This is a genomic window from Allobosea eneae, assembly GCF_042657265.1.
Taxonomy (GTDB): domain Bacteria; phylum Pseudomonadota; class Alphaproteobacteria; order Rhizobiales; family Beijerinckiaceae; genus Allobosea; species Allobosea eneae.
Genome location: NZ_JBHSLW010000019.1, coordinates 1 through 25,849, shown reverse-complemented (window position 1 = coordinate 25,849; position 25,849 = coordinate 1). Strand labels below are relative to the sequence as shown.

Annotated in this window: 28 protein-coding genes and 1 tRNA gene; 13 read left to right on the top strand and 16 right to left on the bottom strand. The window is 66.3% G+C overall.

Annotation, left to right across the window (positions count from 1 at the left end; translation table 11 throughout):
* Window position 1 precedes the first annotated feature (1 nt).
* The 3 genes from ACFPOB_RS14090 to ACFPOB_RS14080 all read right to left on the bottom strand — a co-directional run bounded on the left by ACFPOB_RS14090 (window position 2) and on the right by ACFPOB_RS14080 (window position 2,729).
* Window positions 2–802: an inositol monophosphatase family protein gene (locus ACFPOB_RS14090; RefSeq protein ID WP_377799094.1), complete on the bottom strand. Its 801-nt coding sequence runs from the start codon at window positions 800–802 to the stop codon at window positions 2–4.
* Window positions 802–1,803, bottom strand: a complete 1,002-nt coding sequence (iolG, locus tag ACFPOB_RS14085) for an inositol 2-dehydrogenase (RefSeq protein WP_377799093.1) — start codon at window positions 1,801–1,803, stop codon at window positions 802–804. The genes ACFPOB_RS14090 and iolG overlap by 1 nt, the downstream gene beginning before the upstream one ends.
* 125 nt (window positions 1,804–1,928) lie before the next feature.
* Entirely contained in the window at window positions 1,929–2,729 is an 801-nt protein-coding gene (locus ACFPOB_RS14080) for an SDR family oxidoreductase (protein ID WP_377799092.1), read from the bottom strand.
* Window positions 2,730–2,863: 134 nt separating this feature from the next.
* Here ACFPOB_RS14080 and ACFPOB_RS14075 point away from each other — a divergent pair, with 134 nt between their 5' ends.
* The 7 genes from ACFPOB_RS14075 (at window position 2,864) to ACFPOB_RS14045 (ending at window position 10,353) form a co-directional block, all read left to right on the top strand.
* Window positions 2,864–3,700 (top strand): MurR/RpiR family transcriptional regulator, encoded by an 837-nt coding sequence (locus ACFPOB_RS14075; RefSeq protein ID WP_377799091.1) that lies wholly within the window; start codon window positions 2,864–2,866, stop codon window positions 3,698–3,700.
* Window positions 3,693–5,594: a bifunctional 5-dehydro-2-deoxygluconokinase/5-dehydro-2-deoxyphosphogluconate aldolase gene (locus tag ACFPOB_RS14070; RefSeq protein WP_377799090.1), complete on the top strand. Its 1,902-nt coding sequence runs from the start codon at window positions 3,693–3,695 to the stop codon at window positions 5,592–5,594. The genes ACFPOB_RS14075 and ACFPOB_RS14070 overlap by 8 nt, the downstream gene beginning before the upstream one ends.
* Before the next feature lie 11 nt (window positions 5,595–5,605).
* Window positions 5,606–7,447, top strand: coding sequence for a 3D-(3,5/4)-trihydroxycyclohexane-1,2-dione acylhydrolase (decyclizing) (gene iolD / locus ACFPOB_RS14065; RefSeq protein WP_377799089.1), 1,842 nt, complete (start codon window positions 5,606–5,608; stop codon window positions 7,445–7,447).
* 14 nt (window positions 7,448–7,461) lie between these two features.
* Window positions 7,462–8,361, top strand: a complete 900-nt coding sequence (gene iolE / locus ACFPOB_RS14060) for a myo-inosose-2 dehydratase (protein ID WP_377799088.1) — start codon at window positions 7,462–7,464, stop codon at window positions 8,359–8,361.
* Between the two features lie 14 nt (window positions 8,362–8,375).
* A complete protein-coding gene (iolB, locus tag ACFPOB_RS14055) occupies window positions 8,376–9,179 on the top strand; it encodes a 5-deoxy-glucuronate isomerase (protein ID WP_377799087.1) in 804 nt (267 codons plus the stop codon).
* Window positions 9,176–9,928, top strand: a complete 753-nt coding sequence (locus tag ACFPOB_RS14050) for a hypothetical protein (protein WP_377799086.1) — start codon at window positions 9,176–9,178, stop codon at window positions 9,926–9,928. Before iolB ends, ACFPOB_RS14050 begins: the two co-directional genes overlap by 4 nt.
* Before the next feature lie 149 nt (window positions 9,929–10,077).
* Window positions 10,078–10,353: a hypothetical protein gene (locus ACFPOB_RS14045; protein ID WP_377799085.1), complete on the top strand. Its 276-nt coding sequence runs from the start codon at window positions 10,078–10,080 to the stop codon at window positions 10,351–10,353.
* A gap of 14 nt (window positions 10,354–10,367) precedes the next feature.
* Here the strand turns inward: ACFPOB_RS14045 and ACFPOB_RS14040 are convergent, their stop codons facing one another.
* Window positions 10,368–11,003 carry a hypothetical protein gene (locus tag ACFPOB_RS14040; RefSeq protein WP_377799084.1) on the bottom strand — a complete coding sequence of 212 codons (636 nt, stop codon included), beginning with the start codon at window positions 11,001–11,003 and terminating at the stop codon, window positions 10,368–10,370.
* 77 nt (window positions 11,004–11,080) lie between these two features.
* The gene (locus ACFPOB_RS14035) at window positions 11,081–11,287 is read right to left on the bottom strand and encodes a hypothetical protein (RefSeq protein WP_377799083.1); all 207 of its coding nucleotides are present in this window, start codon (window positions 11,285–11,287) and stop codon (window positions 11,081–11,083) included.
* A gap of 134 nt (window positions 11,288–11,421) precedes the next feature.
* Here ACFPOB_RS14035 and ACFPOB_RS14030 point away from each other — a divergent pair, with 134 nt between their 5' ends.
* On the top strand, window positions 11,422–11,877 hold the full coding sequence (locus tag ACFPOB_RS14030) for a hypothetical protein (protein ID WP_377799082.1): 456 nt from the start codon (window positions 11,422–11,424) through the stop codon (window positions 11,875–11,877).
* 65 nt (window positions 11,878–11,942) lie between these two features.
* On the opposite strand, the gene ACFPOB_RS14025 is transcribed toward ACFPOB_RS14030, so the two are convergent.
* The 3 genes from ACFPOB_RS14025 to ACFPOB_RS14015 all read right to left on the bottom strand — a co-directional run bounded on the left by ACFPOB_RS14025 (window position 11,943) and on the right by ACFPOB_RS14015 (window position 14,546).
* Window positions 11,943–13,298 carry an amidohydrolase family protein gene (locus ACFPOB_RS14025; protein WP_377799081.1) on the bottom strand — a complete coding sequence of 452 codons (1,356 nt, stop codon included), beginning with the start codon at window positions 13,296–13,298 and terminating at the stop codon, window positions 11,943–11,945.
* 188 nt (window positions 13,299–13,486) lie between these two features.
* Window positions 13,487–14,344 carry a LysR family transcriptional regulator gene (locus ACFPOB_RS14020; protein WP_377799080.1) on the bottom strand — a complete coding sequence of 286 codons (858 nt, stop codon included), beginning with the start codon at window positions 14,342–14,344 and terminating at the stop codon, window positions 13,487–13,489.
* A gap of 126 nt (window positions 14,345–14,470) precedes the next feature.
* A tRNA-Ala gene (locus tag ACFPOB_RS14015) sits at window positions 14,471–14,546 on the bottom strand.
* 109 nt (window positions 14,547–14,655) lie between these two features.
* Here ACFPOB_RS14015 and ACFPOB_RS14010 point away from each other — a divergent pair.
* From ACFPOB_RS14010 to ACFPOB_RS13995, 4 genes are all read left to right on the top strand, one after another.
* Complete coding sequence (locus ACFPOB_RS14010) at window positions 14,656–14,946, top strand: YggT family protein (protein ID WP_092156787.1); 291 nt, start codon at window positions 14,656–14,658, stop codon at window positions 14,944–14,946.
* A gap of 4 nt (window positions 14,947–14,950) precedes the next feature.
* A complete protein-coding gene (locus ACFPOB_RS14005; RefSeq protein ID WP_377799079.1) occupies window positions 14,951–15,259 on the top strand; it encodes a DUF167 family protein in 309 nt (102 codons plus the stop codon).
* A gap of 78 nt (window positions 15,260–15,337) precedes the next feature.
* Window positions 15,338–16,063: a carbonic anhydrase gene (locus ACFPOB_RS14000; protein WP_377799174.1), complete on the top strand. Its 726-nt coding sequence runs from the start codon at window positions 15,338–15,340 to the stop codon at window positions 16,061–16,063.
* Between the two features lie 179 nt (window positions 16,064–16,242).
* Entirely contained in the window at window positions 16,243–16,893 is a 651-nt protein-coding gene (locus tag ACFPOB_RS13995; RefSeq protein WP_377799078.1) for a cold-shock protein, read from the top strand.
* A 105-nt stretch (window positions 16,894–16,998) separates the two neighbouring features.
* On the opposite strand, the gene ACFPOB_RS13990 is transcribed toward ACFPOB_RS13995, so the two are convergent.
* The 6 genes from ACFPOB_RS13990 to ACFPOB_RS13965 all read right to left on the bottom strand — a co-directional run bounded on the left by ACFPOB_RS13990 (window position 16,999) and on the right by ACFPOB_RS13965 (window position 22,354).
* Complete coding sequence (locus ACFPOB_RS13990; protein WP_377799077.1) at window positions 16,999–17,538, bottom strand: MOSC domain-containing protein; 540 nt, start codon at window positions 17,536–17,538, stop codon at window positions 16,999–17,001.
* Between the two features lie 129 nt (window positions 17,539–17,667).
* Window positions 17,668–18,156 (bottom strand): bacterioferritin, encoded by a 489-nt coding sequence (bfr, locus tag ACFPOB_RS13985; protein WP_092156792.1) that lies wholly within the window; start codon window positions 18,154–18,156, stop codon window positions 17,668–17,670.
* Between the two features lie 111 nt (window positions 18,157–18,267).
* Complete coding sequence (locus ACFPOB_RS13980) at window positions 18,268–18,555, bottom strand: (2Fe-2S)-binding protein (protein WP_377799076.1); 288 nt, start codon at window positions 18,553–18,555, stop codon at window positions 18,268–18,270.
* Window positions 18,552–19,085, bottom strand: a complete 534-nt coding sequence (irrA, locus tag ACFPOB_RS13975) for an iron response transcriptional regulator IrrA (RefSeq protein ID WP_092156793.1) — start codon at window positions 19,083–19,085, stop codon at window positions 18,552–18,554. The genes ACFPOB_RS13980 and irrA overlap by 4 nt, the downstream gene beginning before the upstream one ends.
* Before the next feature lie 311 nt (window positions 19,086–19,396).
* A complete protein-coding gene (locus tag ACFPOB_RS13970; RefSeq protein ID WP_377799075.1) occupies window positions 19,397–20,986 on the bottom strand; it encodes a DHA2 family efflux MFS transporter permease subunit in 1,590 nt (529 codons plus the stop codon).
* Between the two features lie 162 nt (window positions 20,987–21,148).
* The gene (locus ACFPOB_RS13965) at window positions 21,149–22,354 is read right to left on the bottom strand and encodes an HlyD family secretion protein (RefSeq protein WP_377799074.1); all 1,206 of its coding nucleotides are present in this window, start codon (window positions 22,352–22,354) and stop codon (window positions 21,149–21,151) included.
* Window positions 22,355–22,503: 149 nt separating this feature from the next.
* Between ACFPOB_RS13965 and ACFPOB_RS13960 the strand changes: the two genes are divergently transcribed.
* Window positions 22,504–23,172, top strand: coding sequence for a TetR/AcrR family transcriptional regulator (locus ACFPOB_RS13960; protein WP_377799073.1), 669 nt, complete (start codon window positions 22,504–22,506; stop codon window positions 23,170–23,172).
* 25 nt (window positions 23,173–23,197) lie between these two features.
* Here the strand turns inward: ACFPOB_RS13960 and ACFPOB_RS13955 are convergent, their stop codons facing one another.
* Both ACFPOB_RS13955 and ACFPOB_RS13950 read right to left on the bottom strand, forming a co-directional pair.
* Window positions 23,198–24,145 carry a DMT family transporter gene (locus tag ACFPOB_RS13955; RefSeq protein WP_377799072.1) on the bottom strand — a complete coding sequence of 316 codons (948 nt, stop codon included), beginning with the start codon at window positions 24,143–24,145 and terminating at the stop codon, window positions 23,198–23,200.
* Between the two features lie 261 nt (window positions 24,146–24,406).
* Window positions 24,407–25,441, bottom strand: a complete 1,035-nt coding sequence (locus ACFPOB_RS13950; protein ID WP_377799071.1) for an aspartate-semialdehyde dehydrogenase — start codon at window positions 25,439–25,441, stop codon at window positions 24,407–24,409.
* Between the last annotated feature and the right edge of the window lie 408 nt (window positions 25,442–25,849).

The window sequence follows — 25,849 nt, the reverse complement described above, 5'->3', positions numbered from 1 at the left end:
ATCAACGGCTATTGCGCCGGCTTACTATCCCGGTGATGCGCTCCAGCTCGGCCGTCAGCTCCGGCGTGCAGCACAGCACCGGGTTGCCGGCCTTGATCGCGTCGCCAGCGAAAAAGTCGTTGACGTCGGCGCCGGCCTCGGCCGCGATCACCAGGCCGGCGGCGACGTCCCAGGAGTTGATGTGCAGTTCGGCATAGGCGTCGGTCCGGCCACAGGCGACGTGGCAGAGCCCGAGCGCGCCGGCGCCGGGGCGCTTGACCGCCGCGCCGGCTTCAAAGCCGCGCTTGACGATATCGATATAGCTCTCGAGCGGCCGGCGCTTCGACCAGCCGAATTCGAGGCTGGCCCGGCCGATGTCGCTGGTGCCCGAAACCCGGATCGGGCGGCCGTTCAGGCTGGCGCCGCTGCCGCGCCGGGCGCGATAGACCTCGCCAAGCGCTGGCGCCGCGATGACGCCGATCTCGGGCTGCCCATGGAGTACGAGGCCGATCGAGATGCACCAGTTGAGATCGCCATGAGCGAAATTGGCGGTGCCATCGATCGGGTCGATGATCCAGACTGCATCGGCGGCGTCGCCGCCGCCTTCCTCGCCGATCACGGCATCGGAGGGGAAGAGCCGTTCGAGCCGCTCGCGCAGGAAGCTCTCGACGGCGCCGTCGGCGGCGGTGAGCCAGTCCTGGGCGCCCTTCATCGTGATGTTCAGAGAGTCGCTGCGCCCGAAATAATCGAGCGCGAGATGGCTGGCCTCCGCGACGAGGCCGAGCACGGCATAGTCGCGCAGTTCAAGTTCGGCGGGCGTCATCACAGCGATTCCAGCGAGACGGCAACCGGCTTGCCGGTGCGGCGCGATTCCGTCGCGGCATCGGCCAGGATCTGGGCCTTCAGCCCATCGAGACCGGACGGCGAGGGGGCGCGCTTGTCGCGGCAGGCGCTGACGAAGGCGTCGAGTTCGGCGCGATAGGCGGCGGCGTAGCGTTCGAGGAAGAAGTTCTGCACGGGATCGGCGCGGAAGCCGGCGCCGGTCGCGATCTCGACCGTGGTCTCGTGAATGTTGCCGGCACGCAGCATGCCCTTGGAGCCGTGCACCTCGATGCGCTGGTCGTAGCCGTAAGTGGCGCGGCGCGAGTTCGAGATCTGGGCGATACGGCCGCCCGCGGTGCGCATCAGCACGGCGGCGGTGTCGACGTCACCGGCCTGGCCGATCGCCGGATCGACGAGTGCCGAGCCGAGCGCGAAGACCTCGACCGGTTCCTCGGCGAGGAGGAAGCGGGCCATGTCGAAATCATGGATCATCATGTCCCGGAAGAGCCCGCCCGAACGCTTGACGTACTCGACCGGCGGCGGGCCGGGGTCACGCGAGATCACGCTGACGAGCTCGATCGCGCCGGCCTCGCCCGCCCGCAGGCGGCCTTCCAGCGCTGCGAAGTTCGGGTCGAAGCGACGGTTGAAGCCGATCATCAGCGGCTTGCCGGACTTTGCGACGACTTCGAGGCAGCGGCGGATGCGGCTGGCGTCGAGATCGACAGGCTTCTCGCAGAACACCGCCTTACCGGCTGAGACGGCCGCCTCGATCAGGTCCGCATGGGTGTCGGTCGGGGTGCAGATCACCACGGCGTCGATAGCTGAATCGGCGAGGATCGCTTCGGTGCTGGCGACCTTCGCGCCCGACGCCTGGGCGAGGGAGGCGGCGGCCTCGGCCGAGGCGTCGGAGAGCGCAACCAGCTGCGCATCGGAGCGCGCCGCGACATTGAGCCCGTGAATGCGCCCAATGCGGCCGGCGCCCAGCAATCCAAATCTCATCACGTCCGTGGTCCTGCGGTTCGAGTGTGCGGCGGCTCAGAGCCTGATTGGCAACTCAGCCCTCATCCTGAGGAGCGATCGTAAGATCGCGTCTCGAAGGATGAGGGCTGTGGGTTTCAAACGGACTCTCAATCATGCGCGCCGAGAATGGTCTGGTCGAAGTCGATATTGGCGCCGGTCATCAGCCCCGATTCGGATGACGCCAGATAGGCGACGGCCTTGGCGACCTCGCGCGGATCGATCAGCCGGCCGAAGGGGCGGCCGGCCTGCGCCTTCTCCAGCCAGCCATCCTGCGCATCATGGCGCAGGCGCATGATCGCGTCCTCGCCCGGCGTCGCCATCCAGCCGATGTTCAGGCCGTTTACGCGGATGCGGTCGGATAGCAACCCGTAAGCGGCGTTCTTCGTCAGCGTCGCGAGCGCGCCCTTCGAGACGCTGTAGGCGGCTAGGAAGGGCTGGCCGCCATGGGCCGACATCGACTGGATGTTGACGATGGACCCCTGGATGCCGTGCTTGCGCATCAGGGTCGCTGCGTCCTGGATCAGGAAGAAGGGCGCGGTCAGGTTGACCGCCATGATGCGGACATAGAGCTCAGGACTGGTGTCGAAGATCGTGCCGCGGTCGGTGTCGCCGGCAGCGTTGACGAGGATGTCGAGCCGGCCGAAAGCTTTCTCGGCAGCGGGGACGATTCCGCGGACGGCGTCGAGATCGGCGAGATCGGCAGCGTGGAAGAGGGTATTGCAGCCGGTGGCCTTCAGGCTGTTGGCGACCGCCTCGCCGCGCTCGCGATTGCGGCCGGTGAGGACGAGGCCGGCGGCACCGCGCGCGGCGAATTCGCGGGCGATCGCTTCCCCGAGGCCCTGGCTGCCGCCGGTGACGATGGCGACCTTCCCGTCGAGATCGGGGCGGAAGTCGGTTGGCTCAGGCACCCTGCGTTCTCCCGGCGGCGCCACCGTCATAATGGCACATTATTTTTATTGCGCTTGACTAATGGAACAAATATTCCATTCTCTGGTGGCGCAAGTCAAGGCCGCGAGAGCCCCTGTTCCCGATGACATCACCAATGCAGCAGGAAACGCCAAAGGACGATTTCGACGGCTTCGTTGCGCTGCTGCGCGAGCGCGGGCCGAACCTGCCGAAACGCCTGCGGCAGGTTGCCGACTACGCGCTCGCCAATCCCGACGACATGGCGCTCAGCACCGCAGCGCAGGTGGCGCAGCAAGCGGGCGTGCAGGCCTCGACACTGGTGCGCTTCGCCCAGGCGCTCGACTATTCCGGCTTCAGCGAATTGCAGCAGCTCTTCCGCTCGCGGCTGCGCCAGCAATTCCCCGATTATCGTGAGCGTTTGGCGGCCTTGCGCGACGAAGGCGCGGCCGGGCCGAACATGGCGCAGGTGCTGCTCGACGGCTTCGTCGAGGCCAGCCGCAGTTCGTTGGCGCGGCTGCAATCGACCGTGAAGTACCGCGACGTCGACAGGGCGACCGACCTGCTCGCCGGGGCGGAGACGATCATCCTGGTCGGCGCGCGCCGGATGTTCCCGGTCGTGTCCTATCTCGCCTATGCCTTCGGCAAGCTCGGAATCCGCGCCGTGCTGGTCGACAATATCGCTGCGCTCGGGCCTGAGCAGGCGGCGATCGCGCGCGAGGGCGATGTCGTCATCGCCGTCAGCTGCGCGCCCTATACGCCCGCGACGGTCGCAATCGCGGCTCAGGCTCATGCCAAGGACATTCCGGTGATCGCGATCACCGACAGCGCGCTCAGCCCGCTCGCCCAGCATTGCTCGCTCTGGCTGGAAGTCGATGAGGCCGATTACGGCGCCTTCCGTTCGATGTCGGCCACCTTCGCGCTCGCCATGACGCTCGCCGTCGGCACCGCCGAGAAAGCCCGTCCCGATGCCTGAACCCGTGCTCGACCTCATTTCGATCGGCCGCTCCTCGGTCGATCTCTACGGCCAGCAGATCGGCGGCCGGCTCGAGGACATGGCCTCGTTCTCCAAAGCGGTCGGCGGTTGCCCGACCAATATCGCGATCGGCACCGCCCGGCTCGGCCTGAAATCGGCGGTGATCACCCGCGTCGGCGACGAGCAGATGGGCCGCTTCATCCTGGAGCAATTGCAGCGTGAGAGCGTCGAGACCAAAGGCGTCGTCGTCGATCCCAAGCGCCTGACCTCGCTCGTGATCCTCGGTGTGCGCGACGAGAAGACCTTCCCGCTGATCTTCTATCGCACCGATTGCGCCGACGCGGCGCTCGACGAGAGCGAGATCGACGAGGCCTTCATCGCCTCGGCCAAGGCGGTGGTGGTCACCGGTACGCATTTTGCGATTCCGAACGCCGCCAAGGCGCAGCGGAAGGCGATCGCGTTCGCCCGCAAGCATGGCCGCAAGGTCGTGTTCGACGTCGACTACCGGCCCAATCTCTGGGGGCTCGCCGGGCATGGCGCAGGCGAGGAGCGCTATATCCGCTCGGACAGCGTCACCCAGCATCTGCAGGCGATCCTGCCGGAGTGTGACCTGATCGTCGGCACCGAGGAGGAACTGCACGCCGCGGGCGGCTCGGAGGATACGCTCGCCGCAATCCGCAATATCCGCGCGCTGAGCCAGGCGACGATCGTCTGCAAGCGCGGGCCGATGGGCTGCGTCGTCTTCCCCGAGGCCATCCCGGAATCAATCGAGGATGGCATCAAGGGGCCGGGCTTTCCGGTCGATATCTACAATGTCCTGGGGGCGGGCGACGCCTTCATGTCCGGCTTCCTGCGCGGTTATCTGCGCGACGAGCCGATCGAGACCTGCTGCACCTGGGCCAATGCCTGCGGCGCCTTCGCCGTCTCGCGCCTGCTCTGCTCGCCGGAGAGCCCGACCTTCGCCGAATTGCAGTTCTTCCTGAAGCACGGCTCGCCGCACCGGGCGCTGCGTCATGATGTGGCGATCAACCATGTCCATTGGGCGACGACGCGCCGACCGCAAGCCGAAACGCTGATGGCGCTCGCCATCGATCATCGCTCGCAGATCGAGGCGATGGCGGATGAGGCCGGCGTGCCGCACGAGCGCATCGCGGCGTTCAAACGGCTCGCCGTCGATGCGGCGGCGCGGATCGCCAAGGGTGCTGAGGGCTTCGGTATGCTGCTCGACGGTCGCCATGGCCGCGAGGCGCTGTTTCGGGCCGGCGATCACGGCTTCTGGGTGGCGCGGCCGCTGGAACTGCCGGGTTCGCGGCCGCTGCGACTCGAAACCGATGCCGACGGTTCGCTTGGAGCGGTGCTGAACGAGTGGCCGGTCGACCATGTCGTCAAGGTGCTGGCCTTCTATCATCCCGATGACGATGCGGCGCTGAAGGCAGAGCAGGAAGCGGTCCTGAAGCGGGTGGCACTCGCTTGTCGGCAGGTCGGGCGCGAGCTTCTGGTCGAGATCATCTGCTCGAAGAACGGCCCGGTCGGCGACGACACCATGGCGTCAGTCATGCGCCGGCTCTACGACATCGGGATCAAGCCGGACTGGTGGAAGCTCGAGGGGCAGCCGAGCGCAGCGGCCTGGGCCGCGGTCGATGCCGCGATCGCGGAGAATGATCCCTATTGCCGCGGCGTCGTCCTGCTCGGGCTCGACGCGCCGCTGCCGGAGCTGGAGGCGGCGTTCCGGTTGGCGCAGACCGCCCGGACGGTGAAGGGTTTTGCGATCGGCCGCTCGATCTTTGGCGAGGCGGCGCGCGGCTGGCTTGCGGGGACGCTCGACGACGAGGCTGCGACCGCAATGATGGCCGAGCGCTTCGGCCGACTGGTAGACGCCTGGGAAGCGCGCTGAGGAGACAGATCATGAGCACGATCAGGCTCACCATGGCGCAGGCGCTGGTGGCGGCTCTTGCCGCGCAGAAGACGGTGGTCGGTGGCAGGACGCTGCCGCTCTTCGCCGGCGTCTGGGCGATCTTCGGCCATGGCAATGTCGCGGGGCTCGGCGAGGCGCTGCATGGCGCGCGTGACATCCTGCCGACATTGCGCGCGCATAACGAGCAGGCGATGGCGCATTCCGCGATCGCCTTTGCCAAGGCCTCGCGCCGGCGCCGGATGATGGCCGTGACAAGCTCGATCGGGCCGGGCGCTACCAACATGGTGACGGCCGCGGCCGTTGCGCATGTCAACCGCCTGCCGCTGCTGCTGCTGCCGGGCGACGTCTTCGCCGGGCGCCGGCCCGATCCGGTGCTGCAGCAGATCGAGGATTTCGGCGACGGCACTGTCTCGGCCAATGACTGCTTCCGGCCGGTCTCGCGCTATTTCGACCGGATCACCCGGCCGGAGCAGATCATCCCCGCCTTCGCGCGGGCGATGCAGGTGCTGACCGACCCGTCGGAGTGTGGGCCGGTGACGCTGGCGCTGTGCCAGGACGTGCAGACGGAGGCGTTCGATTATCCAGCAAGCTTCTTCGCCGAGCGGATCTGGCAGCCGCGGCGGACGCGCCCGGACGAGCAGGAGCTGGCGCAGGCGGTCGCGCTGCTGAAAGGCGCGAAGCGACCACTGATCGTCGCCGGCGGCGGCACGCTCTACAGCGAGGCCGAAGGCGAGCTCGCCCGCTTCTGCCTGGCGCACGGTATCCCGAGCGCCGAGACGCAAGCCGGCAAGAGCGCCCTGCCGCATGACCACCCGCTCAATCTCGGCGCGATCGGCGTCACCGGCACCGGCGCGGCCAACGATGCCGCAAAGCATGCCGATGTGGTGCTCGCGGTCGGCACGCGCCTGCAGGACTTCACCACCGGCTCGCGCGCGCTCTTCGCCGATCCGGCGTGCCGGATCATCGGACTGAATACGCAAGTCTTCGATGCCGGCAAGCATGGCGCGCAGCCGCTGGTCGCCGATGCCAAGACTGGCCTCGCCGAGCTGGAAGCCGCACTGGCAGGCTGGAAGGCGCCGGCAGGCTGGAGCGCGCAGGTGCAGGCGTCGCGCGACGCCTGGCTTGAAACCGCTGCGCGTTACACGGCGATGGGCAACCAGGCCCTGCCGAGCGATGCGCAGGTTGTCGGCGCGCTACAGCGCCAGAGCCGGACGAGCGATGTCGTGCTCTGCGCCGCCGGTGGCCTGCCGGGCGAATTGCACAAGCTCTGGCAAGCGGGCGCGCCCGGCGGCTACCATATGGAATACGGCTATTCCTGCATGGGCTACGAGATCGCCGGCGGGCTCGGCGCCAAGCTCGCCGACCCCGCGCGCGAGGTCTTCGTCATGGTCGGCGACGGTTCCTATCTGATGATGAACTCGGAGATCGCGACCTCGGTGATGCTCGGGGTCAAGCTCATCATCGTCGTGCTCGACAATCGCGGCTTCGGCTGCATCAACCGCCTGCAGAACGCGACAGGTGGCGCCTCCTTCAACAATCTCCTCCGCGACACTCGCCATGAGACGCTGCCCGAGATCGACTTCGCCGCGCATGCCGGTTCGATGGGGGCGATCTCGCGCAAGGTCGCCGGTCTGGCGGAGCTGGAAGCGGCGCTCGCCGAGGCGCGAGGCCACGATCGCACCAGCGTCATCGTCATCGACACCGACCCGCTGATCTCGACCGATGCCGGCGGCCACTGGTGGGAGGTCGCAGTGCCCGAGGTTTCGGGGCGCGACGAGGTCAAGGCGGCGCGCAAGCGCTATGACAGCGCGCTCGCCGCGCGCGACAACTGATCAAAGAGGACGACATGCCTATCCGTATCGGCGCCAACCCCATCGGCTGGTCGAATGACGACCTCCAGGACATCGGCGGCGCGACGCCCCTCGAAACCTGCCTGGCCGAGGCCCGCGAAGCCGGCTTCGTCGGCATGGAGCTCGGCCACAAGTTTCCACGCGAACCGCTGGCGTTGAAGGCCGCGCTCGACCCCTTCGGCATGGCCTGCATCTCCGGCTGGTATTCGGCCGAATTGCTGAAGCGCGACGCTGATGAGGAGATGAAGCATCTGCGACCCCATCTCGACCTGCTCAAGGCGATGGGCTCGACCGTGCTGGTCTTTGCCGAGACCTCGAACGCTATTCATGGCGACCGCGGCAAGCCCCTGTCGCAGCGGCCGGTGATGGCAGCCGGCGATTGGGCGCAGTTCGGCCGCAGGATCACCGAGGTCGCCGAGCGCACCCTCGCCGAGGGCGTTCGGCTGGTCTACCACCACCATATCGGCACGATCGTCGAGAGCGAGGCGGATATCGACGCCTTCATGGCCGCGACGGGCGAGGCGGTGCATCTCCTGCTCGACACCGGTCATGCCACCTGGGGCGGGGCCGACCCGGTCAAGCTCGCCGGGCGCTACCGGTCGCGTATCAGCCATGTCCATGCCAAGGATGTGCGCAAGGGCGTGATGGAGCAGGCGCGCAAGGAGGACTGGAGCTTCCTCGACGCCATCCTCGGCAAGGGTCGGGAACTTGGCGTCTACACCGTGCCGGGCGACGGAATGGTGGACTACCCCGCCGTCTTCAAGGCGCTGCCGGGCTATTCCGGCTGGGTTGTGGTCGAGGCCGAGCAGGATCCCGAAAAGGCGCATCCGTTGACCTATGCCAAGAAGGGCGTCGCCCATCTCAAGCAGAGCCTGAAGGAGGCCGGGCTCGCCTGAGCTCGGAAGCGATCATGTCGAAGCTGCTGGTCAAGCCGCAGGCGCCCGATGCCGAGGGGCGCATCCATGAGGTCACGCCCGAGACGGCCGGCTGGGAGCATGTCGGCTTCGCCGTGTACAAGCTGGCCGCCGGGCAGAGCCTGTCGCGTGAGACCGGGGACAGGGAGCATTGTCTCGTGCTGCTCTCGGGCAAGGTTGCGGCCAGCGCCGGAGGCCAGGGTTTCGGCGTGATCGGCGGGCGTTCCTCGCCCTTCGAGCCCGATCCCTGGTCGCTCTATGTGCCGGCCGGCTCGAACTGGAGCCTCACCGCACAGGGGCCATGCGAGCTTGCGATCTGCTCGGCGCCGGGTGCGGCCGGGGCGCGACCTGCCCGCATCATCGGCCCGGCCGATGTCGGTTCGCTGACGCGCGGGGAGGGCAGCAACACTCGCCATGTCCGCAACATCCTGCCGGAGACGGAAAGCGCCGACGGCCTGCTCGTCGTCGAGGTGATCACGCCGTCCGGCTGCTGGTCGAGCTATCCGCCGCACAAGCATGACAAGGACAATCTGCCGGCTGAATCGCTGCTGGAGGAGACCTATTACCATCGCCTCAATCCGCCGCAAGGCTTCGGCTTCCAGCGCGTCTATAGCGACGACCGCTCGCTCGACGAGACCATGGCGTTCTCGGATGGCGACGTCGTACTGGTGCCGAGGGGCTATCACCCGGTCGGCGCGCCGCATGGCTACGAACTCTATTATCTCAACGTCATGGCCGGGCCGAAGCGGATCTGGAAATTCCACAACGATCCCGCACATGAGTGGATGCTGAAGGCGTGAGCGAGGCGGCCGGGATCGAACTGGTCGGCGACGAGGAACTCGCCTATCTCGAAAGCCGCACGGCCTTCGTTGCAGGTGCCGGCATGGCACTCGATGACGGCTACCGCCTGGCACATCTGCCACTGATCGACCCCGCCCATCCCAGGGCGATCGCGTGCAAGGACGGCACGCTTTACGACAATGGCCGGCACCCGCCGATCTACTCGCTGGTGATGCCGACGCCGGGCTTGCAGGAGGCGCCGACTTACCTGGAGCTGGAGCAGGAGCTGCGTGAGGCTCCTTTCGCGGGAAAGATCGCCTGGGAGATCGTCGCAAGGCGGCAGGCCAAGCTGCATGCGACGGTCTGCGGTTCGCTCTCGATCGGCGCGCCGCCGGTGATCGATCCTGCGGCGCGCGAGGCATTGTCGCGCATCGGGCCGGTCGCCGTGGAGGTGCGCGGCTTGTTTTCGGGCAATGTCAATCGCGGCCGGCTCTATCTGCGGCTCTATCCGGAGCGTCGGGACGGACAGAACGCGCTCCACCTCTTCCAGCGAGCGCTCGGGCGGCCGACCAGCGATCTCTATGTCGTGGGGATCTGGAACCTGAGCAATGACCTCGACATGGCTGAGGCTGCAGCACTCTCAGGCCTGATCAAGCGCTGGTGGGACCGGCCGATTCTGCGCTTCACCGCCCATGCGCTTTGGCTGATGGGTGCCAATGACGACCTCGTGCTCGATTCCGAGATCGTCGAGACGCTGAGCCTGACATAACCGGCAGATGGCCGTTCCGGCTTGCCATGCCGACCGGACGGGTCTACCTCGCCCCCATCGCATTCTGCTGCCTCGCGCGGCCTCGCGATCATTCGGCCCGCCATCAGCGCCGCGGCCGGGTGGATCGCCCAACCGACAGGATCCAAACCATGGCTCGCAAGAAATCAAAGCCGCTCGACGCCGCCTTCGTGCTGTTCGACGTGTTCTACGAAGACGGCTCGCGCAGCTCCAATCGCCGCGTGCCGAGCGAACTCCTCGGCGGTATCGATGGTGACGATCCCGCCCTGGAGGCCATTCAGGAGCAGGACCGCATCATCGCCGAGAAGTCGGGCAGGAGACCCCTCGCCATCAAGAGCCTGGTGCGCGCCGGCGAAGCCGAGAAGCAGGCTGCCCGGCAGGCGGAGAAGGCCTCCCGCCGGAACTGACGACTGCTGGCCGATCAGCGTTTGGCGCGCCGACGGGCGGCGGGCTGCGACTGACCACCGTTGCTGCTCAGCAGCGAGCCGATGACGTAGAGCGCGAGGCCGACACCGATCACGGCGGCGAGCGGTTCGCGTTCGCCGCGCTTCATCAGCATCTGACCGCCTTCGCGGGCATAGTCGCGGCCGATGTCGAGATAGTCCTGCCCGCGCGCGGCATAATCGCGGCCGCGATCCAGCTGCTCGCGGCCGCTGCCGACGAGATCGCGCCCGGCGCGCAGCGCCTGATCGCTGTAGTCACGGAGCATCCGGCTCCAGCCAGATGTGTCGGGCTGCCAGCTCGAGCGGCGAGGCGTCATCGCCCAGGCGATCAAGCCGACGCTGAGCGCTCCGACCGCAAACGCCGCAAACGGATGCCGGTTGACGGTCTCGACAGCGGCCTCGCCGGTTTCCTGGGCATAATTGGCGGCGTCGCGCAACGTGTCGCGCGGATCGATCTCGGCGAGCCGCTCCTTGGCTCGGCTATAACCGTCCTTGACCGTCTCGGCAGTACGGCTCGCGAGGTCAGCAGCACGCGCAGCCACACTCCCGGTAGCCCGGTCGAATTCATCCTCGCTTACGGGCACATCCGGCGGCAGGCGCTTGTCATTGTCCATCATTCGACTCCATGGGCTCGAATAGCTTCAATGGTCGAAACGAAAGAGCGGCGGCAGGGTTCCGCCGCCGATCGCGTTTAACGCACTGCTCGTCGCGTGGTGCGAGCCACTGTCGGCCCGGTGACGGCGCCGGCAGCCCCGCCCACGACGGCACCGACCGGCCCCGCGACAACCGCGCCGGTTCCGGCGCCGACAGCGGCACCACCGATGCGTTCCTCCGTGGTCGAGCACGCAGTCAGACCCAGGGCGGTGACGGCAAGGGCGGCGAGCGTGAATGTCTTCATGGCTTGATCCTCTTTATTGACCGCGCTGTAAACGCTCGACCGGCCCAGAAGTTGCCGCAAGGCAATGGCAGAGGCTTCAGCCGTTGGTTAAGCTCGCTGCGGCGAGCTCGACTCATCGCCCAGGGAGACTGCTCATGAAGACGCTTCTGTTCTCCACCGCCCTCGCTCTGATGACCATGGGTTTAGCCGGCGCGCCAGCCTCGGCGCTGACCATGAAAGAGTGCAGCGCCAAGTATCAGGACGCCAAGAAGGCGAACACGTTGAAGGGCCAGAAGTGGAACGATTTCCGCAAGGCCAACTGCGCCGATGACGACGCCTCGGAAAACGATGCCGCCGCGGCGGTGACGGATGCTCCGGCGGCGACGCCGGCCGCCACAACGCCGGCCAAGCCGGCCGGCAAGGCCAAGCCCGCGGTGTTCCCGAGGGCCGTGTCGCCGAAATATTCCGACGAGACCGCCGGCAAGGCGCGCCTCAAGACCTGCGTCGACCAGTACAACGCCAACAAGGCTGCGAATGCCAATGGCGACCTGAAATGGATCGAGAAGGGCGGCGGCTACTGGAGCCAGTGCAACACCAGGCTCAAGGGCTGAGCTGAAGACCGCGCGGTGCGCCCGGATGCCGGGCGCTCCAGTGCTCGGTCGAGCGTTGCGAAGCCTCAGGCCTTGCCGACGCTACCATAGACCATGCGCCCCCGATGGAAGGTGGCGCTCCGCGCCGGCACGCGCGCGACCGCTTCGGCCGAGCAGCTGGCGCCGACCAAAGTGAAGGCGGCGTCGTCGCCGACCTTCGGCCAGGCGCGCTTGCCCTCGTCATCGAGCGGCAGCACGCCGCCGGTGGCGATGGCGAGCGAGCGCGACAGGCGGAACTCGTCGGAATTCCGGTAGACCTGCGCGTAGAAATAGGACCGCTCCAGCATGTCGCCGCTGCCGAAGGGCGACCAGTGGTCGATGACGCTGTCGGTGCCGGTCATCACGAAGACGCCCTTGTCCTGCATCTGGGGCAGCGGCATGGTCAGGGCGCCGAGCGGCACGGTCGAGGCGATCGTCATCTTCTGGGCCGAGAGGCGCGCGATCGTCTCGGCCTGCAGGCCGGGCGCCATGGTCGCGAGCGCAAAGCCATGGCTGATCGTCACCTTGCCGCGCAGGGCCGGGTTCTTCTCGACCGTGTCGATCATGTAGGTGACCGCGGCGGCGCCGGACGGGCCGGTCTCGTGCAGGTGGATGTCGACGCCCTTGCCGGTGTCGAGCGCGATCTGGAACATCGCGTCGAGCGATTTCTCCATCGCCTTGTCGACATTGGTCGGGTCAAGGCCGCCGACATACTGCACGCCCATCGTCATGGCCTCGCGCATCAGCCCGTCGACCTTGGAGTGCAGCAGGCCGTGCTGCGGGAAGGCGACGATCTCGCAGGAGAAGTCGTCACGATGCTTTTCGAGCGCGAGCAGCAGATGTTCCAGGCTCTTCAGCCCGCTGACCGGGTCGATGTTGCAATGGCTGCGAGCGGTGGTGGTGCCCTTCGATTGCAGCAGGGCGATCAGGCCCTCGGCGCGCTCCTGCGAGGTCGGCAGCAGCGTTGGGATCAGCTTCTCCTCCAGCGCGATCATGTCCATGATCGTCTTGCCCTGGCGTGGGCGCGGAGCCTGCCAGGGGCCGCCATAGAAGGTCTTGTCGAGGTGGATGTGCATGTCGCGCATCGCCGGCAGCGCGAGCTGGCCGCCGGCGTCGTAGCGCGGCAATGTGGGGGAGAGGGCGGCGCCGGCCGGATGCAGGGCGGCGATCTTTCCGTCCTTGATCTCCAGCGTATACAGCCCGGTGCGGGTGCCGACCACGATGTCGCCGTCATAGTCGAAGCCGTCCTCGAGCCGGACGCCGACGAGATAGTAGTGGTGGTCGTTCAACGCGGTGACGCCGGCCTTGGCATCGTCGTTCCCGGCCTTGCCCGGAGCGGCCTCGGCGCTGCCACCGGCCAGGCCGATGATCGCCGCCGAGGTGGTGAGCTGGCCGGTCCGCATGAGAAAGCCCCTGCGGCTCTGATGCTGCACGCTGCCCATGGTGTTTCCCCGATCTGGTGTGAGCTTGTGGCTCCGCACTAGGGGAGCTTCGCGAGCATTGGCAGCGATCTTTGCCCATAATGATCATTCGATTCGGCAATGATCAATGCGTTCAAATCGATAGCCAGCAATGAGCGCCAGAGATCGCGCTATGGCTGGAGGCCGCAGAAGCTGGCCAGTGCCCCGGCGAGGGCCGCGGTCGCACCCGGGGCGTTGTCGCGGTAGTAGAGCGCCAGCTCGAAGCCGGTCACCTCCGGCAGGCCTTCAGCAGCTCCGAGCACGCGGTGGCCTTGCTGCCGGCAGCTCGCGGGAAGCAGGGTCAGGCCGAGGCCGGCCGCGGAGGCGGCGACGAGTGCAGCCAGGCTCGTGCTGGCGTAGCTGACGCGCCAGCGCATGCCGAGGCCATCCAATGTCTCGCACAGTTCCTCGCGGTAGAGCCCGTTGAGCGGGAAGACCGCCAGCGGCACCGGTGCACGCTCGATGGCGGGGCGGGCCAGGCTGTCGAGCCAGAGCAGCGGTTCGGGCCGCGCCGCACGCGGCGGCTGGCGACGGCGCTGCTTGACGAGGACGAGGTCGAGTTCCTCGCGCTCATAGGCGCTATAGAGGTCGGCGCTGAGGCCGCTGGTCACGTCGAGACGCAGATGCGGCTCGGCCAGGCTGAACTGCGCCAAGAGGCCGGCGGTCGGCACGGTGAAGTCCTCGGGCATGCCGAGCCTGAGCACGCCGTCGCGCCAGAACCCAGTCAGCGCGTCATGCGCCTCTTCATGCAGAGCAAGGATGCGCCTGGCATAGCTGAGAAGCCTGCCGCCTTCCTCGGTCAATTGCACCCGATGCGGGTTGCGCTCGAACAGCGGCTTGCCCAGCATCTCCTCCAGCCGCCGGACCTGCTGGCTGACGGTGGACTGCGACAGCGACACCCGCTCGGCGGCGCGAGTGAAGCTCATGCTCTCGCAGACAGCGACGAAGCTCTGCAGCAGCTGCGGGTTGAACATGGGGTAGCGGGTCATCGTCGCGCTGCCGGGCGGTTCGGGCCGATTGCCCGATAGTATGCAGCGCAAGCGCCTGCGCCCAAAGCTATTGCTCGAGGCGATTCAGCGATTGAGTTTGGGAAATCGACGATCAGTCGTCGGGCCTGGTGGAGCTGAGGGGATTCGAACCCCTGACCTCTGCAGTGCGATTGCAGCGCTCTCCCATCTGAGCTACAGCCCCCAAGGCGCTGGCCTTCTAGGCCCTGCGTCGCGCTTCTGTCAATCGCTTGCGACAGGAGTTTTGTGGGTGGCTCCGGCGGAGCGCCCGGTCTTCTCGGAGATGCTACTCGATGCGTGCCGTTCTCGACGTCGTGATGCTGGCGCTGAACCTCTATGTCTGGCTGCTGATCGCCTCGGCGGTGCTGAGCTGGCTGATCGCCTTCAACGTGGTCAACACGCGCAACCAGTTCGTCTCGACGGTCTGGGATTTCCTCTACCGCATCACCGAGCCGGCGCTCCGACCGATCCGCAATATGCTGCCCAATCTCGGCGGCATCGACATCTCGCCGATCATCCTATTGCTGGCGATTTTCTTCATCCAGAGCGTGATCCAGCGCTACATCTACCCTAACGTCTTCTAGCCGGATGGCCGCCTGGTCCGTTACGCCGGACGGGCTTGCGATCGCGATCCGACTGACGCCGCGCGGCGGGCGCGATAGTCTTGATGGCATCGAGACGCTGGCCGACGGCCGACAGGTATTGAAGGCCCGGGTTCGGGCCGCTCCCAGCGAAGGCGAGGCCAATGCTGCGCTGATCGCGCTCCTCGCCAAAGAGCTCCAGACCTCGCGCTCGCAGATGACGCTGACGGCGGGGGCGGGCGCGCGATTGAAGCGAATCGTCGTTCGCGGCGATGCGGAGGCATTGGCGGCACAATTGCAAAGGCAGCTTTGTTAGTTTTAATGCTGCATCGCAGCAGAATCAGCGCCGTTGGCTCTTGACGTGAGCCTGCGGCTTCTGGCCCAACTAGCGGCCATGGACGAGCCAAGCCCCCAGCCCCAGCCATTCCCGCAGCGCCTGACGGAGGGCTATCGCGCCTTCCTCGACGATCGTTTCATCCGCGAGCAGAGCCGCTACGAAAAGCTCGCCGAGAGCGGGCAGACGCCGAAGATCATGCTGATCGGCTGCTGCGATTCGCGCGTCTCGCCCGAGGTGATCTTCGATGCGAGCCCGGGCGAGATGTTCGTGGTCCGCAACATCGCCAATCTGATCCCGCCCTTCTCGCCCGATGACCAGTTGCACGGCACCTCCGCTGCGCTCGAATACGGCGTCCAGGCGCTCAAGGTCGAACATATCGTCGTGCTCGGGCATGGCCGCTGCGGCGGTATCAAAGCCTTTGCCGACGATGCGCAGGGCCCGCTCTCGTCCGGCGACTTCATCGGCCGGTGGATCACGCTGGTCGAGCCTGCGGCAAGGCGCTCGGGCGGGCGCGGCCGGAACGAGACCCTGGACGATTACGTCGAGCGCCTCGCTTTGCTCTCGGTGCAGCAGTCGCTCGCGAATCTGCGCACCTTCCCCTGCATCAACATCCTGGAAAGCAAGGGCCGGCTGCATCTGCACGGCGCCTATTTCGCAGTTGCGACCGGCATGCTGATGCTGCTCGACCCACAGACCGGGCAGTTCGTGCCGGCGGTCGGCGAGATGCCGAAAAAGGTGCAGATGATCCGCTGCTCGGAGGCCGAACCGGAATCCGGAGGTTGACGTAGCGTCCGAGTTGGGTGTCTTTTTAGATATTCCGCCTACAGAAGTGGCGGTCGCTGAGAAAAAAACGCCATCCGGCAGCATTTCGCCGGACATGCATTTTTGCTGCGCCGCCCCGATGACGAACCCGGCGGCTTGCGCTAGATTGCGCGCTCCCGGTCACTATGATTTGAAGCTGCATGTTCGATCGTCGTAAGCCCGCCGCCCCGGCGCCCTTCGTCACCCACGAGAATGTCGAAGCCAAGATCAAGTGGTTCGACCCGGAGAAAGGCTTCGGCTTTGCTTCTCCGGCGGACGGCTCTGGCGATGTTTTCGTCCACGTATCGTCCATCGGCCCGCAGGATCCGCAAGACCTGCAGCCCGGTGCGACCATCATCTGCGATCTCGGCGAAGGCAGGCGCGGCCTGCAGGTCGTCGCGGTCCATGAGATCGACGCCTCGACCGCAACCCCCGCTGCGCCGCGTGGCCCCGGCGGCGGTGGGCGTCCGTTCTCGCCGCGGCCGCCGCGCGACGATTTCGGCGGCGGCTATGGCGGTGGTGGCGGCTATGACCGCGGCGACCGTGGTGGCTTCGACCGCGGCGATCGCGGCGGTTTCGATCGTGGCGCCAGCGCCCCGATGGAAGGCCCGTTCGACGGCGCGGTTAAGTTCTTCAACACCGATCGCGGCTTCGGCTTCATCGCCCCTGACAAGGGCGGGCCGGACGTGTTCCTGCACGTCTCATCACTGAGCCGCAGCGGCCTGCAGCCGCCGATGGACGGGCAGCGCGTGCGCTTCTCGATCCGCGCCGGCAAGAAGGGCCCCGAGGCCGCGAATATCAGCTTCCTCTAAGAGGCTGGTTGCGAGCACATCTCGCCGGTCAGGCTGACATCAGCCTTGATCAATGCGGTGCTCTGACGAAATCGATGAGGCGGCGAGCCGAGAGGCTTCGCCGCCTCAAACGCGTTCGAGGGCTCGGTGCGGCAGGGCCGGCAACGTGACGCCGATCGAATCGCCGGGGCGGATCTCGCCGCCTTCGAGCACGATCGCCATGATCCCCGCCTTGCGGATCAGGTTTCCGTCGGCGTCGCGGCCGAGCACGGCCTTGAGCAGGCCGGGCCGGAACGCCTCGATCTGGATGCACGGGTTGCGCAGACCGGTGATCTCAACCAGCGCCTCGGCGCCGAGCTGCAGGCGCGTGCCGACGGGCAAAGCGAGCAGATCGATGCCGCGCGTGGTGATGTTCTCGCCCAGATCGCCGGGCCGGAGAGAAAAGCCGCCGGCTGCGAGCTCGCCGAACAGTTCCTCATGGATCAGATGGACCTGGCGCAGATTCGGCTGGGTCGGATCGACCTTGACGCGCGAGCGGTGCTTGACGGTTTCACCGCAATGGGCATCGCCTTCAATGCCGAGTCCGGTGAGCAGCCGAATGGACGGTAGGATCGGCTTGCTGAAGCGGTGACCCTCGTCTCGCGCCACTGCGACGATCGTAGCCATTCGCGCGGTCTCCATGCTGATCGTCGTTCTCTGGCATGAGGCGCGGCGTTTGGGGAGCAGCCTGCGCAACAAAAAACCGGGCCTGTCACCAGGCCCGGTCGAGCGCCCGTTTGAAACGGCTGTCGCCGCTCAGTGCTCGTCGCCCTCGAGCCCGCCGACATGCTTCTGGGTGTAGAGCTCGAGACCGATGCGACCGATCAGGTCGAGCTGGGTTTCCAGGAAGTCGATATGGCCCTCCTCATCCTTCATCAGCGCCTTGAACAGGTCCTCGGACGGGTAGTCGCCGACATCGCGGCAGTATTTCGCCGCTTCCTGATAGAGGGCGCGGGCCTCGACCTCGGCCTTGAGATCGCACTCGATCACTTCCTTGACGTTCTCGCCGATGCGCAACGCGTCGAGGGTCTGCAGGTTCGGGAAGCCTTCGAGGAAGAGGATGCGGTCGACGAAACGGTCGGCATGGACCATCTCCTCGATCGATTCCTTCTTCCAGGTCTTGGCCATGTCCTTCAGCCCCCAATTGTCGAGCATCCGGTAGTGCAGCCAGTACTGGTTGATGGCCGTGAGCTCGGAGCGCAGGCCCTTGTTGAGGTATTCGATGACCTTCTTGTCGCCCTTCATGCCGCTCTCCTCGCAATCGACTACATTAGAATGATCCTAATGTAGAGAGTGGGTGAGCGAAAGGGAAGGGGCGATCGTACAGGTCGAGGGAGAAAAATCGCGCCGCGCCGATCAGGCGGCGACTCGGTCGTCGTTCTCTTCCATGCCTGCCATCATCAGGCCGACCGAGACATGCACGGCGCATTCGACATTGTGGCTGGCACAGCTATGGCACTGGCTGGCGCAGGCGGCGCGCGCCTCGGCGAGCAGAGAGCGGACCTCGCGAGCGCAACGGCCGCAATCCGGGCTGCAGCCGAGGCAGTCATAAGCCTCGCCCGCAGTCCGCGGACCGCTGCCGTCAGGGGCAATTGTGCCCTTGATCTGCCGGCAGGAGAGGACGTTGCAGGAGCAAACGATCACGCCCGTTGGCCCCCGGCGAGCTTCGTCGCTGTCTCCTCAGCATCGGCGCGGCGCAGGCGGACGATCACTTCCACCGAGGAGACCATCATGCCTTCCGGCGCGACCGGCAGGCCGGAGACTTGGATCTCGGAACCGGGGATGTCGACGACGGTCTCGTCGTCCTCGTTGTAAAAGTGGTGGTGCTCCGAGACATTGGTGTCGAAGAAGGTCTTGGGTCCGGAAACCGAGACCTGGCGCAACAGGCCGGCCTCGGAGAACTGGCGCAACGTGTTGTAGACGGTCGCGAGCGAGAGCGGCTCGCGGGCGCGCAGCGCCTCCTCATAAAGCATCTCGGCGCTGACATGGCGGTCGCCCTTGGCGAAGAGCAGCCAGCCCAGCGCCATGCGCTGGCGGGTGGGCCTCAGGCCGACGCTGCGCAGGCGCGCCTTGACCGCGCTGATCGGGCAAGCGGCCGGGGCTTTCTGCGGCCACGGAATCTGCTCCGCCTGGGTCCGCACCGGGTTGCCATCCTTGAGGGACAGAATGCTCATGAACGCCTTCCAACTCGCAGATCGGTCTCACTGCAGTTTAGAATTCATCTAAACTACTGATATTGTTAGTATTTTTGACGCCTGCGAAGCCGACTGTCAATCTCTTCGCAGCTGCGGCAAGACGCATCGGGGGGTTGTCCACGGCGCAGGAGTGTCATTCCGGGACGCTGCGCAGCAGTGAGCCCGGAACCCAGAACCGATGCCGGCAGCAATCTTGCCGCTACGATCGACGCGCTCTTCCGGAGATGGCATCGGCTCTGGGTTCCGGGCTCAGGCCTGCGGCCTGCCTTGGAAAGACGGGAGAGCTTCAATCAGTGGCCGCCGCCGCCTGCTCCGGGCTTAGGCGCTGGCGGCTTGCTCATGAAAATCGCGAGCACGACCAGGGCGCCGAAGATCACGGTCAGGCCGAGGAAGACGTCGCCGAAGGCCATGATCAGCGCCTGCTTGTGGGCACGCTGGGTCAGCAGCTTCAGTGCCATGGCTTGGGCGGCGTCGCCATATTCTGCGAAACGCTGGACCATCGCGGCGAGGTTTTCCTCGGCGATCTGGCGGCCGGCGGCGACGGCCTCATGCAGACGGGCGATGTGCAGGTCGGTGCGGCTGTTGAGCAGGGTGTTGATCACGGCGAGCCCGACCGCGCCGCCGAGATTGCGCGTGAGATTGTAGAGGCCCGAGGCATTCTTCAGCTGCTGTGGCGGCAAGGTGCCGAGGGCGAGATTGTTGATCGGCACCATGCACAACATCAGCGAACAGCCGCGCAGGATCTGCGGGATCAAGAGTTCGTGAAAGTCCCAGTCGGCGGTGATGAAGGACGCGATCCAGGTGCCGAGCGCGAAGCCGCCGAAGCCGATCATCATCATGATGCGCGGGTCGAGCTTGGCCGAGAGGCGCCCGGCGATCGGCGCGGTCAGGAACATGGCGAGGCCGGTGACGAACATGGTCTCGCCGATCATCAGCGCGTCATAGCCGCGGATGCGCCCGAGATAGACCGGGTAGAGATAGGTCAGGCCGTAAAGGCCGATGCCCATGGTGAACGAGAACAACGAGCCGAAGGCGAAGTTGCGGTTCCTGAAGGCGTAGAGGTCGACGAGCGGATCGTCGCGCGTCAGCGCCCGCCAGAAGAACAGCACCGCGCCGACGATCATCACGACGGTGAAGAGCACGATCTCGTGGCTCTCGAACCAGTCGAGCCGCGTACCCTCCTCGAGCACGTATTCCATGCTGCCGAGGAAGGCGGCCATGGCGCCGAGCCCGACCCAGTCGAAGCGCTTGAGCAGGCTGTGGTCCGGCTTGTCGAAGTCGATCAGGTTCCAGGCGGCGATGGTGACGCCGATGCCGGGGATGACATTGACCAGGAAGAGCCAGTGCCAGGAGAAGGCATGGCTGAGATAGCCGCCGACCGTCGGGCCGATGGTCGGGGCGAGCGTCGCGATGAGCCCGATCAGCGGCGAGACGATCGGCCGTTTCGAGGCCGGGAAGATGGTGAAGGCAGCGGCGAAGACGCCGGGGATCATGCCGCCGCCGATGAAGCCCTGGACCGCGCGCCACAGGATCATCTCGTTGATCGAGCTCGACATGGCGCAGAGCACGCTCGAAATGGTGAAGCCGGCGGCGGCGATCGAGAAGAAGACGCGGGTCGAGAGCGCCCGGCTGAGATAGCCGGAGAGCGGGATCATGATCACTTCGGCGATCAGATAGGCGGTCTGGACCCAGGCGATCTCGTCGCTGGAGGCCGACAGGCCCGCCTGGATCTCGGCGAGCGAGGCCGAGACGATCTGGATGTCGAGGATCGCCATGAACATGCCGAAGACCATCGCCATGAAGGCGAAGATCCGGCGCATCGGAATGGCGTCCTCGGCCGGCGCGGCAGCGGCCGGGATGGTGGTCGTGGCGGTGGCCATGCCGGCCTCCAGCTTCGGGCTTCAGCTTTGGTTTGAAGCCGGGCCCCCGGCCCGAGGAGCGCCGTGAGGCGCGGTGCGCTTTGGCCCAGAAGGGGCGATTGAGCCTTGGCACATCGCCATTCCCCGGTCGGGAACGGCTCCTCGGGTCGAGGGCCCGGAAACTTATTTCTGTGCGCTCGGGCGCGGATCGATCGAGACCACGACCGACATGCCCGGACGCAGCACGTGCTTGCCCGCCGCCTCCTGCGAGAGGGTGATGCGGACCGGCACGCGCTGGACGATCTTGGTGAAGTTGCCGGTGGCGTTGTCGGGCGGCAGCAGGGTGAAGACCGAGCCGGTACCGCCGGCAATGCCGCTGACGGTGCCGTCGAAGACCTGGCCGGGCAGGGCATCGACGGTGATCGTCGCCTTGTCGCCGATCTTCAGCGGGCCGACCTGCGTCTCCTTGAAGTTCGCGTCGACATAGACCTGGTCGAGCGGGACGATCGACATCAGGCGCTTGCCGGCGCTCACGAGGTCGCCGAGCTGCATGTTGGTATTGGCGACGAGGCCGTCGATCGGCGCCGAGATCGTCATGAAGGAGAGGTCGCGCCCCGCCTTGTCCTCGGCGACCTTGAGCTCGTCGATCTGGCGGGCGGCCTCGACGCGCTGCGCCTTCAGCACCTCGATATTGGCCTGCGCCTGCACGACGCCGGCCTTGGCGCTGGCGAGCGAGGCGACGGCCTGATCGCGCGCTGCGGTGGCGGCGTCGAGCGTCGCCTGCGAGCCATAGGACTTGGCGGCAAGGTTGCTGGCGCGGTCGAAATCGGCGGCGGTGCGGGTGACGGCGGCCTCGGCCGAAGCCTGCTGCGCCTGTGCCTGCTGCAGGCTGGCGCGGGCTGCCTCGACTTGGGCATCGATGCGCGAGAGCGTCGCCTTGGCGGTCGCGCTCTTGGCCTGGGCGCTCTCCAGCGCAATGCGCTGGTCACCGGGATCGAGCGCGACCAGAGGCTGGCCGGCCTTGACCTCCTGGTTCTGCTTCACTGAGATCGTGGCGATGTTGGCGGGCAGCTTGGCCGAGATCGTCGCCATCTCGGCGCCGACATAGGCGTCGTCGGTGGAGACGATGAAGCGGCCATTGCGCCACCAGTCGATACCGAACCAGAGACCGGCCGCGAGTGCGGTGCCGGCGACGAGGACTAGCGCGATGCGCTTGCCGCCGCTGCGCTTCGGGGCCGGCTTGTCGCTGGCCTGCGGGGGAGGGGCACGCTCCCCATCCGCCTTGCGGGCTTCGACGACGGCCGGCGTCTGTTCGAGCACTGGGTCGACCAGCTTCAGCCGGTCGCGACGGGGCTCGGTGCGCTTTTCAATGGCGGATTCGACAGTCATGGTTGCTGTGCCCTGACAATCACAATTCGAACCACTCGGTTCGATTGAGGTTGAAATAGCGCCAGCGGCGGTGCATATCAAGGGGAAATCGAACCGGGCGGTTCGATTATTTTTGCAAGCGCGAACATGCGCAAAACGGATGGAACAGGATGAGCGCGACGCTGGAGCCGCGACATGTCAAGGCAATCTCCCGCAACCGGCGTGTCGCCGGCGCGGATCCGGACAAGCGTCATCAGATCCTCGAAGGGGCGCATGCTGTGTTCACCGCGCGGGGCTTCGACGCGGCCAGCATGAACGACATCGCCGCGGCGGCGAACGTCTCCAAGGGCACGCTCTATGTCTATTTCGAGGACAAGGAGCACCTTTTCGTCGCGCTGATCGAGCGCGAGCGCGAAAAGCAGAAACAGGGTATGTACGAAGCGCTGGCGGAGGAGCCTGGCCTCGAACAGGCGCTGACGAACTTCGGCAGCGGGCTGGTGCGTCTACTGACCAATCCGTTCGCGCTGAGCGCCCATCGGATCGTGCTGGGCGTCGCCGAGCGCATGCCCGATCTTGGCCGCGAATTCTACGAGCGCGGCCCGATGCAGGGCGCGCAGCGGCTCGCCGCATTCCTCGACCAGCGTGTCGCCAAGAGCGAACTGGCGATCGACGACACCGCCCTTGCCGCGGCGCAGTTCGTCGATCTCGCGCAATCGACCTTGATGCGCCCGCGCCTGTTCAACGCGGTGCGCACCCCGCCGAGCGAGGATGAGATTGCGCGTGTCGTCGGCGAGGCGGTGGCGATGTTCATGATGCGTTACGGCGTAAAGAAGCCCTGAGGTGGCTCAACGCGCCGTCGCGGGCTCAGTGCCCGGTCACCTTGCGTGCCCTGATGCGCTCGCGATGGGCGGTATAGAGGCCTGACGCGATGATGATCGCGGAGCCGACCCAGGTGAAGGCGTCTGGCAGCACTGAAAACAGGATGAAGCCGAAGGCCGAGGCCCAGAGCAACTGGACATAGGAGAAAGGCGCCAGCAGCGAGGCGTCGGCGTGCCGAAATGCCTGGATCACGAACCAGTGCCCAACGGTCGAGGAGACGCCGATGAAGAGGCCGACCAGCACCGCCTCGGTCGACAGCGCTTGCCAGGTCAGCGGCTGCAGCGCGGAGAGCACGATGCAGCCAACGACTGCCGACCAGGCGAGGGTCGTCACCGGATTCTCGGTCGCGCTCATCATCCGGGTGACGATCAGCGCGAAGGCCCAGGTCACCGCCGACAGCACCGGCAATATCGAGGCGAGCTGGAAATCGCTGCCGCCGGGACGGACGACGATCAGCACGCCGATCAGGCCGACCGCCGTGGCAGTCCAGCGCCGCCAGCCGATCTTCTCGCGCAGGATCGGGATCGACAGCGCCGTGACAAACAGCGGGGCGACGAAGCTCGTCGCGGTCGCATCGGCGATCGGCAGGTATTTGAGCGACGAGACGAAGAGGATCGAGGAGACTGTGACGGCGACGCCGCGCAGGATCTGCATGCCCGCGCGCCGCGGCTTCAGCTGTTTGAAGCCGCCGGGAGCGGCGACTGCCAGCATGATCAGCGCGAAGGCGGCATAGCGCAGCCAGACGACCTGGATCGCCGGCGTCGTGGCAGTGAGGTATTTCGAGGCGACGTCGGCGGCGGAGAGGAAGACGCTGCCGAGCAGCATCAGGCCGATGCCGCGCAGGCTGTTGTCACGTCGCGGCGCGGGACGTTGCGGCGGCTCGGCCGGGGCTGGTTCGACCGGCAGAGGCACTCTGGTCAGGGTGTCGGGCAAGGTCTTCGGTGAATTTCTAGGAGAAGCCGACCCTAGCCGATGATCGCGGCGATCCCTCGCGCAAATCCGGCACGGCCGCCATGCGTGCGCGCAAGAAAAAGGCGGGCAGCGCGCGTTCCGCTCGGCCGATTTCTCGGCCGAGCGACAAGAATTCGCGCAGCTTTAAAAGTGGAGCATGTTCTGATCACAAAAGTGGTTCCCACTTTTGCGGAACATGCTCTGGCCCGCCTTGAAATTTTCTTTAAAGGAAGCGCGCTGAACTCAGGCGGCTTGCTTGCGCGGCTGGATCAGCTTGCGGTTGACCAGCACCTCGGCGATCTGGACCGCGTTGAGGGCCGCACCCTTGCGCAGATTGTCAGAGACGCACCAGAAGGCGAGGCCGTTCTCGACCGTGGCGTCCTCGCGGATGCGCGAGATATAGGTCGCGTCCTCGCCGGCCGCCTCGTGCGGGGTGATGTAGCCGCCGGGCTCGTGCTTGTCGATCACGAGGATGCCGGGGGCGGTGCGCAGCACCTCGCGCGCCTCGTCGGCGGTGACCGGCTTATCGCACTCGATGTTGACGCTCTCGGAATGGCCGATGAAGACCGGCACGCGCACGCAGGTGGCGGTCAGCTTGATCTTCGGATCGAGGATCTTCTTGGTCTCCGCCATCATCTTCCACTCTTCCTTGGTGAAGCCGTCCTCCATGAAGACGTCGATCTGCGGAATGAGGTTGAAGGCGATGCGCTTGGGGAACTTCTTGGCCTCGACCTCGCCGGCGGCGAAGACGGAGCGGGTCTGGTTGAAGAGCTCGTCCATCGCCTCCTTGCCGGCGCCGGAGACCGACTGATAGGTCGATACGACGACGCGCTTGACGCCGAAGCGCTCATGCAGCGGCTTCAGCGCCACGACGAGCTGCGCCGTCGAGCAGTTCGGGTTGGCGATGATGTTCATCTTGCTAAAGCCGGCGGCCGCGGCGGCGTTGACCTCCGGCACGACCAGCGGCACGTCGGGATGCATGCGCCAGGTCGAGGAGTTGTCGATCACGACGGCGCCCTGCGCGCCGATCTTCGGCGACCATTCCTTCGAGACGGCGCCGCCCGCCGACATCAGGCAGATATCGGTGTCGGAGAAATCGTAATGCTCGAGCGCCTTCACCTTCAGCGTCTTGTCGCCGAAGGAGACCTCGGTGCCGACGGAGCGGGAGGAGGCGAGCGCCACCACCTCGCTGACCGGGAAAGCGCGCTCGGCGAGGATGTCGAGCATTTCATGGCCCACATTGCCCGTGGCGCCGACGACCGCGACCTTGAAGCTCATCTCTAAGAATTCCTTCTGGCGAAACCGGTTGTGCCTCCCCGGGAGGCCGTCGCCGCTGATCTCGCTTGCGGGTTCGGCCGATTACCCCGGCCGGGGGGGAGAACCCGGAATCGAGGCGACGTGTCAGTGCGACGTCCGGGTTTTCCCGGCCGTCGTTTTGGTCGTGGTTTTCGTCGTCAGACGGAACGTCACTGAGCCAACCTGAGCATCATCGCGAAGCCGGGAGATAGGAACCCGGCCCGCAATCCCAAACACAAGCCGCCACAAAAAGTCAATCGTCCTGCGGGCGCATCGCCATTAACCCTGCCTCCTTAGAGTCCGTCCCGGAACTCATGACGCTCGCGCGATGCGGCGGATAAGAACCATGGCGGCGGCTGCGTAGAGGAAGGCCGTCGCGGAGGCGATGGT

What these genes read in the sequence shown, in the direction of transcription:
- ACFPOB_RS14090 (WP_377799094.1), bottom strand. Translation starts at nt 802, where the DNA reads ATGACGCCCGCCGAACTTGAACTGCGCGACTATGCCGTGCTCGGCCTC.
- ACFPOB_RS14075 (WP_377799091.1), top strand. Translation starts at nt 2,864, where the DNA reads ATGCAGCAGGAAACGCCAAAGGACGATTTCGACGGCTTCGTTGCGCTG.
- ACFPOB_RS14070 (WP_377799090.1), top strand. Translation starts at nt 3,693, where the DNA reads ATGCCTGAACCCGTGCTCGACCTCATTTCGATCGGCCGCTCCTCGGTC.
- iolD (WP_377799089.1), top strand. Translation starts at nt 5,606, where the DNA reads ATGAGCACGATCAGGCTCACCATGGCGCAGGCGCTGGTGGCGGCTCTT.
- iolE (WP_377799088.1), top strand. Translation starts at nt 7,462, where the DNA reads ATGCCTATCCGTATCGGCGCCAACCCCATCGGCTGGTCGAATGACGAC.
- iolB (WP_377799087.1), top strand. Translation starts at nt 8,376, where the DNA reads ATGTCGAAGCTGCTGGTCAAGCCGCAGGCGCCCGATGCCGAGGGGCGC.
- ACFPOB_RS14045 (WP_377799085.1), top strand. Translation starts at nt 10,078, where the DNA reads ATGGCTCGCAAGAAATCAAAGCCGCTCGACGCCGCCTTCGTGCTGTTC.
- ACFPOB_RS14040 (WP_377799084.1), bottom strand. Translation starts at nt 11,003, where the DNA reads ATGGACAATGACAAGCGCCTGCCGCCGGATGTGCCCGTAAGCGAGGAT.
- ACFPOB_RS14035 (WP_377799083.1), bottom strand. Translation starts at nt 11,287, where the DNA reads ATGAAGACATTCACGCTCGCCGCCCTTGCCGTCACCGCCCTGGGTCTG.
- ACFPOB_RS14030 (WP_377799082.1), top strand. Translation starts at nt 11,422, where the DNA reads ATGAAGACGCTTCTGTTCTCCACCGCCCTCGCTCTGATGACCATGGGT.
- ACFPOB_RS14025 (WP_377799081.1), bottom strand. Translation starts at nt 13,298, where the DNA reads ATGCGGACCGGCCAGCTCACCACCTCGGCGGCGATCATCGGCCTGGCC.
- ACFPOB_RS14020 (WP_377799080.1), bottom strand. Translation starts at nt 14,344, where the DNA reads ATGACCCGCTACCCCATGTTCAACCCGCAGCTGCTGCAGAGCTTCGTC.
- ACFPOB_RS14010 (WP_092156787.1), top strand. Translation starts at nt 14,656, where the DNA reads ATGCGTGCCGTTCTCGACGTCGTGATGCTGGCGCTGAACCTCTATGTC.
- ACFPOB_RS14005 (WP_377799079.1), top strand. Translation starts at nt 14,951, where the DNA reads ATGGCCGCCTGGTCCGTTACGCCGGACGGGCTTGCGATCGCGATCCGA.
- ACFPOB_RS14000 (WP_377799174.1), top strand. Translation starts at nt 15,338, where the DNA reads ATGGACGAGCCAAGCCCCCAGCCCCAGCCATTCCCGCAGCGCCTGACG.
- ACFPOB_RS13995 (WP_377799078.1), top strand. Translation starts at nt 16,243, where the DNA reads ATGTTCGATCGTCGTAAGCCCGCCGCCCCGGCGCCCTTCGTCACCCAC.
- ACFPOB_RS13990 (WP_377799077.1), bottom strand. Translation starts at nt 17,538, where the DNA reads ATGGCTACGATCGTCGCAGTGGCGCGAGACGAGGGTCACCGCTTCAGC.
- bfr (WP_092156792.1), bottom strand. Translation starts at nt 18,156, where the DNA reads ATGAAGGGCGACAAGAAGGTCATCGAATACCTCAACAAGGGCCTGCGC.
- irrA (WP_092156793.1), bottom strand. Translation starts at nt 19,085, where the DNA reads ATGAGCATTCTGTCCCTCAAGGATGGCAACCCGGTGCGGACCCAGGCG.
- ACFPOB_RS13970 (WP_377799075.1), bottom strand. Translation starts at nt 20,986, where the DNA reads ATGGCCACCGCCACGACCACCATCCCGGCCGCTGCCGCGCCGGCCGAG.
- ACFPOB_RS13965 (WP_377799074.1), bottom strand. Translation starts at nt 22,354, where the DNA reads ATGACTGTCGAATCCGCCATTGAAAAGCGCACCGAGCCCCGTCGCGAC.
- ACFPOB_RS13960 (WP_377799073.1), top strand. Translation starts at nt 22,504, where the DNA reads ATGAGCGCGACGCTGGAGCCGCGACATGTCAAGGCAATCTCCCGCAAC.
- ACFPOB_RS13950 (WP_377799071.1), bottom strand. Translation starts at nt 25,441, where the DNA reads ATGAGCTTCAAGGTCGCGGTCGTCGGCGCCACGGGCAATGTGGGCCAT.